This window comes from Streptomyces tuirus, assembly GCF_014701095.1.
Lineage (GTDB): Bacteria > Actinomycetota > Actinomycetes > Streptomycetales > Streptomycetaceae > Streptomyces > Streptomyces tuirus.
Genome location: NZ_AP023439.1, coordinates 27,771 through 43,386, shown reverse-complemented (window position 1 = coordinate 43,386; position 15,616 = coordinate 27,771). Strand labels below are relative to the sequence as shown.

At 67.0% G+C, this 15,616-nt stretch carries 17 protein-coding genes and 3 pseudogenes; 12 read left to right on the top strand and 8 right to left on the bottom strand.

Annotation, left to right across the window (positions count from 1 at the left end; all coding sequences use genetic code 11):
• Positions 1-8: 8 nt before the first annotated feature.
• Positions 9-1,163, top strand: coding sequence for a tyrosine-type recombinase/integrase (locus IGS69_RS34420; protein WP_332836574.1), 1,155 nt, complete (start codon positions 9-11; stop codon positions 1,161-1,163).
• A gap of 8 nt (positions 1,164-1,171) precedes the next feature.
• Here the strand turns inward: IGS69_RS34420 and IGS69_RS00195 are convergent, their stop codons facing one another.
• The gene (locus IGS69_RS00195) at positions 1,172-2,002 is read right to left on the bottom strand and encodes a barstar family protein (RefSeq protein WP_232543367.1); all 831 of its coding nucleotides are present in this window, start codon (positions 2,000-2,002) and stop codon (positions 1,172-1,174) included.
• Between the two features lie 123 nt (positions 2,003-2,125).
• On the opposite strand from IGS69_RS00195, the pseudogene IGS69_RS00190 reads away from it, so the two are divergent.
• Positions 2,126-2,416 (top strand): annotated as a pseudogene (locus tag IGS69_RS00190) (restriction endonuclease); the annotation flags it as partial.
• Positions 2,417-2,521: 105 nt separating this feature from the next.
• Here the strand turns inward: IGS69_RS00190 and IGS69_RS34415 are convergent.
• From IGS69_RS34415 to IGS69_RS34410, 5 genes and pseudogenes are all read right to left on the bottom strand, one after another.
• On the bottom strand, positions 2,522-2,920 hold the full coding sequence (locus IGS69_RS34415) for a DUF6233 domain-containing protein (RefSeq protein ID WP_232543730.1): 399 nt from the start codon (positions 2,918-2,920) through the stop codon (positions 2,522-2,524).
• Positions 2,917-4,083 carry a PQQ-binding-like beta-propeller repeat protein gene (locus IGS69_RS00185; protein ID WP_190895795.1) on the bottom strand — a complete coding sequence of 389 codons (1,167 nt, stop codon included), beginning with the start codon at positions 4,081-4,083 and terminating at the stop codon, positions 2,917-2,919. The genes IGS69_RS34415 and IGS69_RS00185 overlap by 4 nt, the downstream gene beginning before the upstream one ends.
• Before the next feature lie 354 nt (positions 4,084-4,437).
• Positions 4,438-5,098, bottom strand: a pseudogene (locus IGS69_RS00180) (hypothetical protein).
• A pseudogene (locus IGS69_RS00175) lies at positions 5,098-5,561 on the bottom strand (DUF2199 domain-containing protein). The pseudogenes IGS69_RS00180 and IGS69_RS00175 overlap by 1 nt, the downstream one beginning before the upstream one ends.
• A 463-nt stretch (positions 5,562-6,024) precedes the next feature.
• Positions 6,025-6,372, bottom strand: a complete 348-nt coding sequence (locus IGS69_RS34410) for a hypothetical protein (RefSeq protein ID WP_232543366.1) — start codon at positions 6,370-6,372, stop codon at positions 6,025-6,027.
• A gap of 152 nt (positions 6,373-6,524) precedes the next feature.
• Between IGS69_RS34410 and IGS69_RS00165 the strand changes: the two genes are divergently transcribed.
• From IGS69_RS00165 to IGS69_RS00140, 6 genes are all read left to right on the top strand, one after another.
• On the top strand, positions 6,525-6,827 hold the full coding sequence (locus IGS69_RS00165) for a hypothetical protein (RefSeq protein WP_190895793.1): 303 nt from the start codon (positions 6,525-6,527) through the stop codon (positions 6,825-6,827).
• A 536-nt stretch (positions 6,828-7,363) separates the two neighbouring features.
• Positions 7,364-7,654, top strand: a complete 291-nt coding sequence (locus IGS69_RS00160; protein WP_190904768.1) for a hypothetical protein — start codon at positions 7,364-7,366, stop codon at positions 7,652-7,654.
• A gap of 96 nt (positions 7,655-7,750) precedes the next feature.
• On the top strand, positions 7,751-7,954 hold the full coding sequence (locus IGS69_RS00155; protein WP_198427711.1) for a hypothetical protein: 204 nt from the start codon (positions 7,751-7,753) through the stop codon (positions 7,952-7,954).
• 879 nt (positions 7,955-8,833) lie between these two features.
• Positions 8,834-9,442, top strand: coding sequence for a transposase family protein (locus IGS69_RS00150; protein ID WP_232543729.1), 609 nt, complete (start codon positions 8,834-8,836; stop codon positions 9,440-9,442).
• On the top strand, positions 9,439-10,047 hold the full coding sequence (locus tag IGS69_RS00145; protein WP_190895791.1) for a DUF6461 domain-containing protein: 609 nt from the start codon (positions 9,439-9,441) through the stop codon (positions 10,045-10,047). Before IGS69_RS00150 ends, IGS69_RS00145 begins: the two co-directional genes overlap by 4 nt.
• A gap of 28 nt (positions 10,048-10,075) precedes the next feature.
• The gene (locus IGS69_RS00140) at positions 10,076-10,333 is read left to right on the top strand and encodes a hypothetical protein (RefSeq protein WP_190895790.1); all 258 of its coding nucleotides are present in this window, start codon (positions 10,076-10,078) and stop codon (positions 10,331-10,333) included.
• 468 nt (positions 10,334-10,801) lie between these two features.
• Here the strand turns inward: IGS69_RS00140 and IGS69_RS00135 are convergent, their stop codons facing one another.
• Positions 10,802-11,008 carry a hypothetical protein gene (locus IGS69_RS00135; protein WP_190895788.1) on the bottom strand — a complete coding sequence of 69 codons (207 nt, stop codon included), beginning with the start codon at positions 11,006-11,008 and terminating at the stop codon, positions 10,802-10,804.
• A gap of 159 nt (positions 11,009-11,167) precedes the next feature.
• Between IGS69_RS00135 and IGS69_RS00130 the strand changes: the two genes are divergently transcribed.
• Entirely contained in the window at positions 11,168-12,562 is a 1,395-nt protein-coding gene (locus tag IGS69_RS00130) for a hypothetical protein (RefSeq protein WP_190895786.1), read from the top strand.
• A 336-nt stretch (positions 12,563-12,898) separates the two neighbouring features.
• Entirely contained in the window at positions 12,899-13,339 is a 441-nt protein-coding gene (locus tag IGS69_RS00125) for a DUF4760 domain-containing protein (protein ID WP_190895785.1), read from the top strand.
• A gap of 70 nt (positions 13,340-13,409) precedes the next feature.
• Here IGS69_RS00125 and IGS69_RS34405 read toward each other — a convergent pair whose 3' ends face one another.
• Complete coding sequence (locus IGS69_RS34405; protein ID WP_232543365.1) at positions 13,410-13,652, bottom strand: hypothetical protein; 243 nt, start codon at positions 13,650-13,652, stop codon at positions 13,410-13,412.
• Positions 13,653-14,327: 675 nt separating this feature from the next.
• Between IGS69_RS34405 and IGS69_RS00120 the strand changes: the two genes are divergently transcribed.
• Positions 14,328-14,804, top strand: a complete 477-nt coding sequence (locus IGS69_RS00120; RefSeq protein WP_190895783.1) for a hypothetical protein — start codon at positions 14,328-14,330, stop codon at positions 14,802-14,804.
• 117 nt (positions 14,805-14,921) lie between these two features.
• On the top strand, positions 14,922-15,377 hold the full coding sequence (locus IGS69_RS35125; RefSeq protein WP_190895781.1) for a hypothetical protein: 456 nt from the start codon (positions 14,922-14,924) through the stop codon (positions 15,375-15,377).
• The last annotated feature ends 239 nt before the right edge of the window (positions 15,378-15,616 follow it).

The window sequence follows — 15,616 nt, the reverse complement described above, 5'->3', positions numbered from 1 at the left end:
AACGACTCCTGGGGCTGCTCGAAGCCGGGCGGCAGGTCAGTCTGGGCGAGCCCTTCGAGTACGACGACCGCCGTTACCGCCGCAGCAACTCGAAGAAGGACCAGCGGCTGGTCAAGGTCGAGGCCGAACCCCCCGTCCGCGTCCATGACGAAGAAACCAGTGAGCTGATCAACATCACCCTCGCTGAGGACTCGGCGTTCTGGGAGTGGGCCGCGGTTGAGGTCCTGCGGCACAGCGGCATCCGCATCGAAGAGCTGTCAGAACTCACCCACCTCAGCATTCGCCAATACGAGCGACCCAATGGCGAGATCATCGCCTTGCTAGTGATCGCCCCGTCGAAGAACGACCGCGAACGAGTCATCCCCATGTCAGCCGACCTCTTCCACGTCGTCGCCCAGATCATCCGCCGCCACACCCGCGACGGCCGGACGATCCCGCTGGTCAGCCGCTATGACGGGCACGAGAAGAGCTGGTCAGACCGCATGCCCTTCCTCTTCCAGCGACAGGTCGGCACCATCCGCAGCGTCCTGGCGACCGGCACCATGCTCAACATGCTCCGCCGGACCTGCCAAGAGATCGGCGAGACGGACAAAGCCTTCGCCGGACTGACCTTCACCCCGCACGACTTCCGACGGCTCTTCGCCACCGAGATCGTCAACGGCGGACTGCCCATCCACATCGGTGCTGCGTTGCTCGGCCATCTCAATCTCCAGACCACTCAGGGATACGTCGCGGTCTTCAACGAGGACGTCGTCGCTCACTACCAGCAGTTCCTGAACAACCGCCGGTCCCTGCGGCCGGCCATCGAATACGGCGAGGTCACCAAGCAGGAGTGGGCTGAGTTCGAGGAGCACTTCGAGAAACGCAAGGTCGAGCTGGGTAACTGCGCTCGCCCTTACGGCACCCCATGCCAACACGAACACGCCTGCATCCGTTGCCCGGTCCTCCAGTTCAACCCCAAGATGTTGTCCCGGCTCGAAGAGCTGGAGAAGGACCTAATCCTGCGGCGCAAGCGGGCCGAACTCGAAGGATGGCTGGGAGAGATCGACGGCATCGACAAGACCCTGGCCTTCCTCCGGGCCAAGCGCATCGAGGCCGAAAGGATCAAGCAACGAACCGCCGTCCACCTCGGCCTGCCCCACGTCCGTCGCCCCCAGGACTGATCAAACTGTCACCGAAGGATGACGCTCACGCCCTGTTCTTCGAAGATCTCCAGGAGCAGGTCGAACAGCGCGACTTCGCGTTCTCCGGAGGGCACACGCTCTTGCAGCCGTGCCTTGGCCTGGGCTGAGGAATCCCAGTGCACGGTGAACGGCGTGGTGGCACCCCAGCCCCCTCTGAGGCAGTCGGTCAGAGCATCGAGGTTCCAGCCGAAGTATCCGCCGGGGCCGTTGATGGCTTCACCGATCGCGCAGTAGAAGCTGTCTCGGTCAACGATGTGCCGACCGTCCAAGGTGAACACCTGGCCTGCAGGAGCGTCGGCCTTTCCCTGGCGTTGGTACTCCTGGGAGCACAGCGTCACCGACAGCCATGCTCGTCTGTCCTCGGGGGCGAGCTCGTGCCACATGCCGGTGCGGTCCAGATGACCCGTGCGGATCAGGTCCAATACTCGTTCCGCTCCGGCCACGGCGTTCTCGCACCACAGCGTCATCGTGAGGTCGACGAGGCCGGCCCCGCAGGCGGAGGGCTTGACGTCGATGACGGTGACCTCGTTGACGAAGTAGGACCCCATGGTGGCACCGTCACCGTCGAGGAGCTGAAACCAGGCATTCCCCGCCAAGGCGCGACGACTGCCGACGTGGCTAACGCTCTCCAGTAGGCCGCCCTGCGGGAGGCAGCCCGTGAGGTGCACTCGGCGTGTTCCCTCTTCGTCCAGCAGCGGCGTGAACAACCCCTCGGCCTCGTGAGCAAAGCCCCAGAAGTCAGCGTCGTCCTCATCCGAGGTCAGGGCGTACTTCTGCCCCTCACCGCCCCGCCCTGATGTTCGCATTGCGCCCCCCATGAGAGCGCTGATCCTACCGGCGCCCCGTTGACCTGACACGCGGTCGCCAGCCGGTCCGTCCCCTGATACTTCGGAGGTTCTTTGACGAGTCACGGATCCTCCTTAACCCGTGAGAGTGAAGTGCAGAGAAGGGTGATCCAGTGCAAGCACCGCCGCAACGGCGCCCGAGGCTCGGCCGTGGGCACACCGGATCTGCAGGTCCTCAACGGCACGGCCCGGCCAGTGCACGGCGCGGACGTCGCGGTGATCGTGACGAACGGCAGGGTGACCGGGCTGGCAGTCACCTTCGCCAAGCAGCAGCGGCTGCACGTGGTGGACCGCCAGACCCTGGCGGTATGGGCCTCGGGCTCCCGGCCACTGTGGGAGCTGCTGCGGGCCGTTCCGCCCCCGAGGCGGCCCACGTCCCTTAGCTGAGTTGCGGAGCTTGGCAGGGGGCGGCGGCCTTGTGGTTGAGCGGAACCGGCAAATTTGCCCGGTTCCGCTCAACCACAAGGCCGTTCTCCGCGCCTCAGTGCTGGGTCAGTCGAGGATGCGAAGGTCCATGTCGGGCTGGCAGTGGGGACAGGCGGGGAGCCCGGAGGCCAGGAGCCGGTGGGCTTCGTCGCGGTTGATGGCGCGGCCAGTTGCCGGCGTGGACCTGGACGGGCGGGCGTCCAGTGCCGATACCGAGCTGGACGATCCAATCCGGCCTGGCGGGCCGGACGCGTCGGCCGTGTTCTCGTTCGGCTTCCCGCCGCTGGAGCTCGGCGATCTTGCTGTCGATGCCTGCCAGCCACATCGCGTGCCACACCTCAGGGTGAGCAAACGCTCCAGGTCAGGTGCAGGTGTGACTGAGCGCCGTAGATGGCCCGGATGGACGACTCCGATGCGCAGCTGCGCCCGCCAGCCACCTGGAGAAGTTCCTCCTGCCGCCTTCACCACCGCTCGTACGCGGTGAAGGGCCGCGCCCCTTGGCCGTGGCAGAAGACAATGACGAGGTCCTCGTACGGGAACAGGCTGACGACGCCGTCCACCGAGTCACGGAAGGCGCGGTCTTCCTCTTCGTCGCCGGTGGCGGCGTCGAGGACGCGCAATTGATCGCCGTACTTCGAGGAGCCCCAGATGGCCATCACCCGACCGCTCGCCGCGTGCAGCCCGACGAGGCGACCGCCGCCTCCGACGTCCTCGCGCCACAGCTCTTCCCCGGTAGCCAGATCGAAGGCGACGAACCGGTCGAGTGTGGACTGCCGCCCCTGGTAACGGGCGGTCGCATAGAGCCGTCCGTCGGCTACCGTCGCGTCGATGATGTCGCCGTGACGGCCGACTTCGTCGACTACTCCCTGGGGCCGGCCGCCCGGCCCGAAGGCGCGATAGGAGTATGCTCCGCTGCCCTCCTCCTTCCCCACCCGCACCACGACGGGGTCGGCCGACACCAGGGCCGCGCCCGTGTCAGCGGGCACACCGCGGCGGGAATCGAGCGGCACGGTCCATCGTTCCTGCCCGTCGGCTGGGTCGAAGGCGACGAGCTTCATTTCCTCGCCACAGTTGACGACGGCGAGGACGTGGCGCGCGGCGGCCAGGCCCGGCTGCGCGACGCACCCCTTCGGCACAGCGGCCGTCCAGCGCGCCGCGCCGGAGCGCAGGTCCACTGCCCGCACAGACCGGTCGCCGCCGTCGAGAAACACCCCGAGCCCGGCTCCTGTCTCCACGGCGGCGGCCATAGCGGTGGTGCGCCACAGCTCACGGCCGGTGGTGAGGTCGAGCGCAGCAAGGGTGCGACAGTCCGAGCGCGGTTCGCCGTAAAGGAGCAGCGCCACCGACTGGTCGGCGGTCGGGCTGGTGGCGCAGATGTCGGCCCGGCTGGGCACATACTCCCAGCGCTGCTTGCCCGACCCGGCGTCAAACCCAGTGACCGCGTCGAAGCGGCTGCGGACCATGGTGTCGCCCACAAGCCAGGCCCGATTGCCATGCTCGTTGGCATTGCGGTCGTACGGGGCCTCCCAGGCGGTCGTCATCGACGCGCCCGGCCAGTAGCCCGAGTCGCTCAGGAACACCCAGGCGCCACCGACGAGCAAGGCCAGCCCGCCAGCCAGCGCCGTCATGCAGCCCAGCCCACGCCGCCATCCCGTCAGCGGCCCGCTGCCCCCGCTTCTGCCCCCGCCCACGCCCTCCGCCATACAAATCCCCACCCCTGACCATTTGTTCGAGCGGCTAACAGGGTAGGCCGTATCGATCACGACGTCCGCCCATAAGGTGCCCGGCTCACCGCCCCCAAGGCGGCACCACCCCGCGCGCCAACCTGAACGCACAGCACGACGTATCCAGTGCTCATAGAACGGGTCCATTGCTCAGTCACAGCAGGTCGTCGAACACGTTCCGTTCCACGTGTGACTGAGCGTCGTAGTTGGCCCGTCTGGCCCAACTGGGTGCTCAGATCCGGAGGCGCTGGCGAGCGGTTAGCCGCCGTGGAGGCCCCACTCGTCGAGGCCTCCGTAGAGGTGAGCCTCAAGGTATTGAGGCGCGTCAAGGCCAACAGCTTCGCCGCGGTAGAGGGCGATCAGCGAGTCCTGGCCTCGCCACCACGTGTCGGTCAGGCCCTGCACTTCAGGTACCGGCTCGTACCCGCCGAGGCAGGGACTCGACGGCCTTGCCCCTGATCTTGGTGACGGTTTTGGCCCAGCGTCCGGCATGGGCGGCGAGCGCCAGGGACTCCACCCATCCGTCTGTGTTGGCGTGCAGGGGTGACCAGCGGTTGGCGTCAATCCCGAACTCGCCTTCAGGTCCGATCATGAATCCGTAGGCCATGGCCACCCGACCGCTCCCGGCCGGGAACGACCAGCCCTCTGTCTCCGAGCCCTCGGGATGGTCGGCGTCCAGGATGCGCGGGCCGCCTTCGTAGAACGGGGCCGGCGGCAGGGCAATGCCGCCCCAGCGGTCCTGAAATTCCAAGGCCCGGTCGATCTCCGCTGCGGGAATCCCGCGCCCGACCCAGTCGTCGCGGTGGCGCCGGATGCCCTGCATAGGGACACGGATGCCGTCCACCTCGACGAACCTCTGGGCTCTGCGGCTCAAGCCGGAAGGCACGACCGGGATCGACGACACCGATGTACCGGCCATCACTGCTCCTCGCTGCTGCCGGAGTGGAGCACGGCCTCCGCGATCTCCCGCACGCGGTCCAGGGTGATCCCCGCGCGCTGTTCAACGGAGAGGGGATGGTCGGTGGGCTCCAGTTCGACGTAGGGGCGCTCGCCAACCGGGCGGGTGTGGATGTGGGTCTTGAGATTGAGCGTCGTGGGCGAATAGACCAGCAGATCAGTGGTCAGCCAGCCGAAGTACGGCTTCTCGGCCTCGCGGCCGAGCGTGTCCCACAGGTCCGCCGAGCGGGAGAAGTTCTCGCGGCTGAGCGAGACCCAGACCCCCAGGAGAACACCTCGTCGCTATCGACGATCGGTATCTCGATCATGCCCTTCACGAAGTAGTGCTGCGCGTGGACCACGCACTGGTCCGAGGAGAGCAGGCAGTTGTCGGCGTCGGCGAACGCCGGATCCCACACAGCCGGGGCCTCGGCCGAGTAGTTCATCGGCAGCTCAGAGTGGTGGGCACCGCAGCACGAGCAGGTGAACCCGAGATCACTGGTCATGGCACTGGAGCCTAGTGACGGGTTTCGACACCGGCTCGGGCAGGAGCCCCTCCCGTCCCGCTGCCCTACGGGGCGCTCAGTCACAACCGGTGTGACCGAGCCCCACACCTGGCCTGGTTGGAGAACATCAATGCACAGCACCGGCTGGCCCACCCGGTGCGAACCGAGTCACCACCGGGCGCGCAACACCCCGTCGCTGTCGGGCAGGACGGCGCAGAGCAGCGGGTGGCGTTCGTCGACGTACAGAGGCAGGGCGCAGGCCGCTCGCGCGCCGGCCACCAGGGCGGCGAGCTGCTGGTGCTCAGTGTCGTCGACGATCGCGTGGCTGATCGTCCCGTCCTGCGCTTCCCAGACGAACTCCCCGGAGCCCTCCTCGGGCAGCGCGGCGAGGGCCGCGCTGACGTCAGGGGTCAGATCGGGGCGAGACGGTGAGTAGGGCGCGCGGGCTGAGACCGGCGCGCACCGTGTCGAGGTTCTCTGGCGTAAGGCGGTGCCAGCGTGCGGCGTTGCGGACGGTGGCCTCCTCCAGCAGCACCGTCTGTCGTGAGGCCAGCTCCGTGCGCACGCGCGCCCAGAAGTCCTCGCCGGCGGCCTCCGTCACTTCCGGTTCCTCAAGCTCTGCTGCATAGGGTGAGGCCGTCATCGGCTCCGGGAATAGGCCGAGTTTCCGTGGACGGGCCACGGCGTCCGCGCAGAGCCGGTCGCCGCCTATGTACACGTACTGGTCCCATCCGACGTGCACGGTGAACACGTCCCCTGGCGCTGGGGGAGCGGGATACCGCGGACTTCTAGCACCGCCAGACCGATGATGTCCAGCCCCCGCCCGAATCCCCCGCTTTCGACCACGCGGGAGCGTGGCATCCGGCAGATCACCGGATCACCAACACCTCCACCACACACTTCATGCGGATCCTGCGCCACCTTGCCCAGCAGACCGTCCGTTCACGACGACCACCCGGAGTCAGCAAGCTCATGGCCTACATCCCGAACGCTGTGGCGGCCGGCTATCTCCGCGAGCCCGACTCCGAGCTTCCGTTGCCCGGGCACGAGTTCGCCCGCCTCATCAACAGGCTCCTGACCGCGGCCGACCGCCCCTCCACCTGGGACACCCGGCCAACCCGCTCCAAGACCCCTGCGTACACCAGGGCCGCCGACGGCGAGCACCGGCAGACGATCCCGGAGCAGATGGGCACCGTCAAACGCTGACCACGCAAGGGCGGCCCGGCCCGGACAACATCACGGGCCCCGGGGGAAACAGCCTCCCCGGGGCCGGCATATGGAGTTGTGCTGCTCAACGACCGTGCGCTTCAGCTGTCACGCGTGTGCCGGTCATCGGTCACGCAGCTTCCACCGAGCTCGGGTTCGGCGCTTGTGGAGGGGCAGCGGACGGCTTCTCATGCTGCTCGGCACCGGCGGGCACATGGACCTCGTCGAGCTGGTGCGCGACCTGGTGCTGAAGCACCAAGAGAACTCCGGCGCCGCAGTGCTGCACGCCACCGCCGCCTAGCGGGACGGCGAGGTCGTGCTGATCACCGGTGCCAAGGGGGCCGGCAAGAGCACGGTGCTCCTGGAGTTGGTGGAACACTTCGGCTACCAGGTGCTCAGCGGCGACAAGACCGTGCTGCACGAGCTGCCGGACGGCTCGGTCGTCGCGGCCGGCTGGCCCGACTACCCGCCTCGGCTACGGCACCGTCGCCAAGTACCCCGGGCTCCGGGAGGTCGCGGGCATTGGCGACGACTACGTGCCCGCCGAAGGCCACGCCTTCTCCCCGGTGGGCAAGTTCGCGGTGGACCCGCTGCCGTTCCGTGAGCGCTTCCCCAGCGCCCCGGTCGGAGTGCGGGTACCCGTCGCGGCGATCCTGCACCCGGCCATCGGCCCCGGCGAGCGCACGGTCGTCGAGCCGCTGACTGGCAGCCGTGAGGACCACGCCGAGGTAGTGCGCGCCAACGTGGATCCCCGCAACTACCACGCCTTTCTCGGCCTAGCAGCCGCCCTGTGCTGCTACAAGCGACTCATCCGCCTCACCACGTAGGACATGGTCTAACCTTGTTCTTTAAGGTACGGCCGACCTTGAAGGTTGGCCGTATTGAAGCTCGTCCCCGGAGGGCTCGTTCGGCACCATGATCGTGTGACGAACGACGAGGAAGCCCGAGTGCCATCCATCAGCGCAGGGCTTGTTGTAGGCATGCTGATCGGCATTCCAGTCGGGCTCGTGCTCGGACTGGCTGTTTTCGACAACATGGCGATGGGCCTGGTGCTCGGCGGTGGTGCAGGCGGAGTCCTTGGTGTCACTTTCCGCGCGTCGCGGCGCTCGCAGCGCCAGTCCCCGTGAGGACGCCGCATGGCTGCTCAGCTTGATCTGTAGCTCCGGCGCCGAACGGCATCTCGAACTGGGTCGCTCACCTGGGTATTCTCCGGACGCTGAGGCGGCCTTCGCCTGCACCAGCTGGCGTTGCCCTTCGGGGAGCCGGAGCCAGAGGTCGGCTCCCTGTTCTGACTGCTGAAGCGGGACGACCCCCGGGGCAGCGTCATGGCCTTGCCCCGGGGCTTCGTGCCGTTGGGCGGTCGTCAGGGGCCGTCTCTGAAGGCGAGCAGGCCGGTGACTTCGGCGAGCGCGGCTGCGCTGGGCTTGACGGGGCGGCGGCCATGGGCCCATCAGCGTTCAGTCCCCGCACGCGCAGGGGGATCAGTTGTCGGAGGCTGTGGATAGCGTGAACGGGTATTGCCGCGCGTCCCTGCGTGGCCGTTTCGAGGGAGAGAGGACCGCGAACGTGTCGAGCACGAGCAGCATCCTGCGGGCAGCGGGGGTGCCCGATGACGACCCTGAGCGTGACTGGGTGATCGCAGCCGATCTGGCCGTGGAATGGGTTCGGCAAGAATGCGCTGAGCAGGGCGCCATCGGCGTGCTCGTACTCAACGCCTTCGGCGTAGAACAGCAGCTTCCGTCCTTGCGACGCTTCGCGGCGGAACACGCTGTCACCACACCGCGGGCCTCGCGCCACCGTGTTGGTCGGGGCACGGGGCCCGTTCTGGCGTACGTTCCGGACGAGAGGACCCTCGACTTCGCTGCGGATCTTGCCCGCGGGTCCTCACTGGCTGTCGTGGAGAGCATCCGCGGCTTCCCGCTCTGCGGCTGCGCACCCTCATCGAGGTCCTCGAGCATTTGGGCGCCGACGGTCGGACCGGGATCATCGACGGCACGGAGATCCGTGTGCGTCGCCCAGCCGCGGGCCGCAAGGACCGGGACAAGTTCGTCTCCGGCAAGACCAAGCAAAACGCCGTGAAGTCCATGGTCCTCACGGACGCCGAGGGCCAAGTGCTGTTCTGCAGCCCGGTCCAACCGGGCAGTTGCGCCGACATCACCCGGGCCCGGCAGCTCGGACTGGTCAAGCTCCTGGCCGACGGTCCGTTCCTGGAGATCCTTGCGGATGCCGGCTATCAGGGCATAGGTGCGCAGACTGGCGGACGGGTGGTGACACCGCCACATCGAAAGTTCAAGAAGAACGCTCCTGCTTGGTATGAGGAGCGGCACGAGCAGCAGCGCAAGGCGCACTCCTCACGGCGCATCCGCGTCGAGCACGGCATCGCACACCTGAAGAACTGGCGGTCTCGCCCGCCACCTCGGCCGTCTCGAGCACATGAGCGACATCGTCCAAGCGGTCGCCGGACTGCTCTCACACCAGCAGACCGCCACCCTCTCCCACGGCCGTCAGGCGTGAACCCCGTCAGCACCCCAGACCACGATGTGCCACGGCTAACCATGCACGAGGTCGTTAGAAGCCGCTGTTGTCAGTGGCATCAGCGAGGATCTCGTGCATGACTGCGACTGCTGCCGACTACACGTGGTTCGAGGAATGCTTCCCCGAGCTTGCGGAGGCGTATTGCTTCACCTTGGTGCACGGCCTGCCGCCTGCGGAGGTTCTTCGCCGCCTCCAGGGACGTGAAGAACCTGCGCGAACGGGGGCGGAGGAAATAGTCGAGGCCGCCTTTGCTCTGCTGGACTCCGACGACACCCAGCAGCTGATCGCCATGACGGCCATCCGGGACTGGACGCTGCTGATCGAGCCCAACGGCTACCTCGGCGTCACGGAAGAGAAGGTTTTGCTGGCCTCCGCCGGCACCAGCTGGATCTCGCACTTCGTCAACATCAACGGCGTCGACTCGTTTCTCTGGGCCGAGAACGGGACAAAGCGCCTGTCCTTCGAGCCCGGAGTCCCTGACCACCGATGGGGAACGACCCCCGATGAACTGCTGGAGGTCATGCACCGCATCGGCTTTCAGTTCTGGGCGGAGACCTCCGACACCGAAGAGAACCTTTCCGAAGCAGCCGCATTCGCGCTGGCCGAGCACCTGACCGGTGTTCACATCACCCCAGAACTCCTCCGCGAAACAACCTTCACATGCGGCAGCACAAGGATCAGGTGACCCGGCCGCGTCCTCCCTGCTTGACGACGTGCTCACCAGTGCTGACCGGATCACCCGCGCCCTCAACAGCTCTGACTACCAGGCGGACTTCCCACCCGAAAGCCTGCGGGACGTCGAACTCTTCATGAACGAGCACAGCGACCACGGGATCGCGGTGGCCGACGGCCTCCTCGCAACGGACCTGGGGTCGCGCCTGTTCGCTCTCGGTGCCTACCTCAGTGAAACAGTCCGGCACAGTCTCGGCGGAACCTGGGAGGCCGACGACGAAGACCTCGCAGCGAGGTGAACATCGCTGTCCGCTTGCCCGACGGCTCGATCATCTGGCCCGTCCAGCGGGTGATCAAACGCTTCCAGAACGGCCCTGAAGACAGCATCGTTCCACCTCCCGGCCGACTATGCCCGACGCCTCTTCGACGCACAGCGCGGTATCGGCGACCAGCCACCCAACGAAGTCATCGCCCAAGGGCTCCAAGAGGAGTACTTCAAAGACCGAGGCCGCCGCGCCGACCACCTCGAAGTCGAATTCACCGACATCGACTACATCGACGTCTCCTTCTAACTGGGGCCGACGCCACCTCCGCATGCATGCAGGGTCCTGACGGCGGTCAGGAAGTGGTACGTGTACGGGTAGCTCACTGCCATGACGACGGTCATCGCATCCGGCTGAGCGGCGGGCTGCACAAAGGACTGTGCAGCCCGCCCGTGTGTATTTCGAGGGGTTGCAGCCGAGGCCCTGCGTGTGTCCGGGTACCGGTCACGCGAGCAGGGGCAGGAGGGCTCCCAGGAGGGCGACGAACAGCGTCATAATGCTGAAGGCCACGAAGCTCCCGCGGTTGATCGATTCCGGGACGGGGGCGCCTCCCCAGCGTGCGACGCCGAACGCGATGCTTCCCGCGAGCAAGGCGAAGAGCATGCCTATGGCCAGGGCGATCATGAGGAGCACGAGAGCATGGATGCTCACTTGGCAGGCTCCGTCTGATCGCGGGTGCCGTTCGCGTGCGGAGGCCGCAGCGAGGTGCGCAACTGCTGTTCGTGGACGGTCCGGTGGCGGTGGTGAAGGGGCTGAGGGGTCATTTCCGCTCCATGGGTTGTGCCGGTTGGATATGGTCCGATCACACCGGTGGCACGCATGGTTGCGGCAGGTCGCATTTGCACATTTCCGCAGGCCGGCGCACGTTTCCTGGGCTGCAACACGAGGGGAGTGACGGTCGTGGGGGAGAGGCTCCCGCAGCGGCGTGGACTTGCCGAGCTCGATGAGAACCTTCCCGTCGAGGTGCAGCGATGCGCACAACGCCTGCGCGAGCTGCACGCCCGAATGGGACTGCCCTCGTACGAGGTGGCGGAGCGGCTGAGCAGCGACGGCATGAGTGTGGACAAGACGCGCCTGTCGAAGTTCCTCAACGGGCGCGAGGTCCCCCGCCATGCGTTGGCGGCGCGGTTTCATCAGGTCCTGGCCGAAGAAGAGGGCACCCAGGTCGAACCGCGGGAAGTGTCTTTGACGCGCAGGCTGATGTACGAAGCAGCCCGCGCGAGCGGAGCCGCGCTAAAAGTGCGGGAACACAAACTTGCCGACGCGGCCGAAGCGATCGAGCAGGAGCGCCAGCGCACGGCTGAGCAACTGACCGCCCTCAATGGTGAGTTGGAGGCCGAGCGCCAGTTGCGCCGCCAGGCCGAGGAGGAGCTGAAGGATCTGTCCTCCCGGACCGAGGAACAGATCGCCGTCCTCCAGGCGCAGCGTGATGCCGCACAGCGACGTATCGATGAACTCCAGGATCAGGTTGCACAGGCCGAAGCGCTCCTGCGCCTGCAGAGCAGCGAGGCGGCCATGATGTCGCGGGCAGCAGCCGAAACCGCAGCGGAGCTTGCCCGCTGGGAGCAGGCACCTCCGCAGGCTGCAGTGTTGAACGTGATCGCAGAACGCTTCGTCGAACAGGTGGCTCAGTGGCGGGACCAGGACGAGGACCAGACGGCAGAAGCAGCGATCGAGCACCTGAGCCAGACCGAACCACTCACCACAGCGCGAGCAATCTGGTACCAGTTCAACACCTCCCGGCGGATGTTTGACCAGCAGCGCATGATGACCGCGATTGCGCGCTTCGCAGACCCTCTGGAGCTCTACCGTTCCGCAGGTATGGTCTCCTCCGGCAAGATCCACAGCAGCGACTGGACCGGAAACCTGCTTTTCGCGCTCGCAGACCACGCACCTCCTGCGACCGTGCGCCGCTTCCACAAGGCTGCTCGCGAACGTCACAACACGCAACTCGTGGCCGCGCTGAATCGCCAGCTCGTCGAACGGCAGTCACGGGCCGCCCGAAAGGCTCTCATCAAGGACTCCCCTGCCCTCGACGAGGATCTGAAGGCATGGAGGCGAGAGACAGCCAAGGAGCGTGCCTCGGGCATTGCCTTTGCACTTCTGAAGCCCTTCGTCCTGCCGATCTTCTACTTCTTCAACCGTCGTGAACGCCGGAAGCGGGAAAAACAGGAGGCCGCAGCACAGGCGGGTGAGCAGACATGACGGACATCCGGACCGCCGCGCTGGCCGCCCGAACGATGGTAGGACGAGTCGCACCGATGCCCGCTCTGCTCGAGGCGGGGCAGGGCCAGCCCGGCCCCGCACGCTGGACTACCAGCCCCGATGACACCGGCATCAGTGGCGGCTGCTACCCCTACCGCAACCCTGCCAATCGATTTGCTCTTCCGCCTGACCGTCTGGCCCGAGCCTGAGAACCTGCTGGGCGAAGGCGAGAACGTGTGCCGGCCGGTGTTGGGGGCGTGGTGGGTGTTGCGGCGTTGATAGTGTCGGTGGTGGCGCTGGGGGTGTCCGGGTGGGCGTCGTTTGCGGCAGTTGAGGTTGGCGCAGCATGCCAACACGCTGCCGGTGCTGGTGGATCTCTTCCGTGAGCATCGCAGTGTCCGTCTGGCCGGTGCTCGGCAGTTCGTGCATGAGCGGCTGCCGGGGTGTGATCTGTCGGCGGGGCTGGACGGGGTGCCGGAAGCCGAGCGGGAGTTGGTGCGTGAGCTGGCCTGGTTCTACGACAACCTGGGCGCTCTGGTTGCGCACGGTGTGGTGGACATCGAGCCTGTCTCCGGGTACCTGGGCGGGTCGGTGGTCTCGGTGTGGGAAGGGATGCGGCCGCTGGTGGAGGCGGAGCGAGCCAAGCGGGCGGGGAACGCCATGCCGGATCCGAACCGCTGGCAGGAGTACTTCGAGGACCTCTACCACCTGGTCCGTGAGATCCCCGCGGACCAGGCTCGTGCGCGTACTGAGCTATGGCGCCTCCCGCGCTCATGATGCGTGACGCGGTGCTGCTCCAGACGTTCACGCTGCCCGGCTTGCGACTCCTGCCATGACAGGCGACCGGTCAGTGTCTGCCGACTTCGGGATCAAGATGTTCCCGGATCCGTCGGTAGAGGTCGGTGACCGGGGTTGGTGGGTTGGAGTGGTGGGCTGCGAAGTGGGCACCGACGCGGGGCTTGCTCCGGCCGTGCTCCTTTCCGGCCTGTTCGTACAACTCGGGATCGAGCTCGGTAAGCAGGGCTTCGAATTCGCCGCCCGACCTCGGCAACGCCCGCGCCGCCCGCGAGGCGACCGCGAGATCCGCCACCTTCTTGCCTACGGACGGGAGTTCCGCGGAGACCGCCCCTACAAGCTCGAACTCCTCGCCCGGGTCGGCGGCATGACACCCTCCGGCATGCGCACTGCCTACACGAGCAGCGAGATTCAGACCGTGGCCCGCCAGGTCGGCCGCGCCCCCGACGGCTGCCGCTCCCGCCCCCAGGCCGCCCCGGAGCCCGCACGACCGGCCGCTCCGAGACGCCCCGTCGACTTCGATGATGAGGCGCGAGCGGTCCGGTGTCAGGTCCCTCTGTGGGCAGCCGCTGCGCCTCGCCGTATACCCGGCTCCGGGGTCCCGGCCCTTACGCGGTCGGCCGAGGTCGCGACGAGACAACAGGGGTACTTTTCCGGGCAAATCCCGAACAGAGGTTCGGGTGGTCCTTTCTGGCGGTTTCAATAGTTATGCGACTGCCCGCCCGGGTAGTTCCGCACGCTCTCCCACGCCTCGGTCACGGCCGGCGTGTGAAGCCGTTTCCGCTGCCAGACCGGCATCCGGAACGGGTGCGCGGTGCTTCGAGCGGGAACAGACGACCGACCGCCTCCGGCATCGTGTCGTTCTTGTCGGACTCCTGCCTGCCATCCAGGCCTGGGGCCGCAGCCGCGTACTCCCGTACCCGCTGCCGCCCCCGCCGCCCTTGCTGCGGAGCCGGCTGGCAGGACCTCGATGGCACAGATCTTCAGCCCGCCACCCGCCGACGACCCGTACGGGCTCCTGGATCGCCTGCAGCCGATTCAGCCCCCTACCGGCCAGGCTCGCACCGCGCTCGTCAAGCAGTTCAAGGACGACCCGCTCGGCGAGCTCGTCGCCGCCACCGCCCTCGGCCCCGAGGCGGCCAAACATATACGCGCCAAGTTCCCCAAGACGCTGCCCAGCGGGGACAGGGCCGAGCTGCGGATGTTCCAGTCGAGCCCCCTCGCTGGCGCTCTCGTTCTGCAGCCGCGCTTGGCCGATGCCGAGGCATCCCCCGCCGACCCGCTCTACGACCAGCTCATCGAGGCGATCCAGAGCGGTGACACCCTGCCGGACCTGGACGACCTCGTCATCAGCGCCGGCAGGTTCGGCAGTGAGGACGTAACGCTCGGAGGGGGGTTTGTTGGTGGGCCGAGTGTTTGTTGGCCTGGGGTGTTGTGGGTTCGCTGAGAAGTCGGGTGGGTGGTTGGGGCGGGGTGGGTGGGGGTTTGAGCTGGGGTTATGTGGTGTGTGTGGAGTGAGGCTGGGGTGGGTTGTAGGCAGTTCTAGCGTGTAAAGACTCGGTTGGTGTTTTTGCTGGTCAGCGTTGTTTTGGTTGTTCGGTGGGTGGGGTTAGCGGTTGCGGGTGGGGCGTCTGTGTTGTTCGGCGAGGTGGTCGAGTTGTACGGCGTCGAGGGTGGTTTTGGTGATGCGTTCGGTGCCGTCGGTGATGGCGGTGATGGCGGTGATGGCGGTGATGGCCGCTTGGCGGATGAGTCGGGTGAGGGATCCGATGGGGCCGGCGGTGCGTTGGTGGAGGTAGGCGGCGTGGGCCGGGAGGGTTCCGGATTTGTGCTGCTGGAGGTCGAGGGCGCTTTCGATGTCGGTGATGACGTCGCGGAAGGGCTGGCGGGTGCCGTGGCGGGCGGGGAGGGGGCCGCAGGTGATGAGAGTGGCGCGGCCGGCGAGTTGGGCGCCGCGGGTGCCGCTGAACAGGGGGGTGTCGGTGACGTTGATGCCTGCGTAGACGAAGGTGGCGGCTAGGCGCTCGGTGAGGTCTTTGATGAGGTCGGCGGTTTGGGCGCCGGTGGTGGTGCGGGGGTTGAGGCGGTGGATTTCGTCGATGAGGACGAGCTGGACGCCCGCGGCGGTGTAGGTGTGGCAGATGTGGCGTAGCTGACTTGTTTGTTTATTGATCTTGGTTGTGGCCTGGCATTGCTCAGCTGTACTGGGCGGTAGATCTGTTCCGTGGGCGAGGTTTACGCGGAGTCGCGTGTACGGCC

Excerpts from the sequence above, each read along its gene's own strand:
- IGS69_RS00195 (WP_232543367.1), bottom strand. The coding sequence starts at position 2,002 with ATGGGGGGCGCAATGCGAACATCAGGGCGGGGCGGTGAGGGGCAGAAG.
- IGS69_RS00185 (WP_190895795.1), bottom strand. The coding sequence starts at position 4,083 with ATGACGGCGCTGGCTGGCGGGCTGGCCTTGCTCGTCGGTGGCGCCTGG.
- IGS69_RS00165 (WP_190895793.1), top strand. The coding sequence starts at position 6,525 with ATGCGGATCCTGCGCCACCTTGCCCAGCAGACCGTCCGTTCACGACGA.
- IGS69_RS00145 (WP_190895791.1), top strand. The coding sequence starts at position 9,439 with ATGACTGCGACTGCTGCCGACTACACGTGGTTCGAGGAATGCTTCCCC.
- IGS69_RS00120 (WP_190895783.1), top strand. The coding sequence starts at position 14,328 with ATGGCACAGATCTTCAGCCCGCCACCCGCCGACGACCCGTACGGGCTC.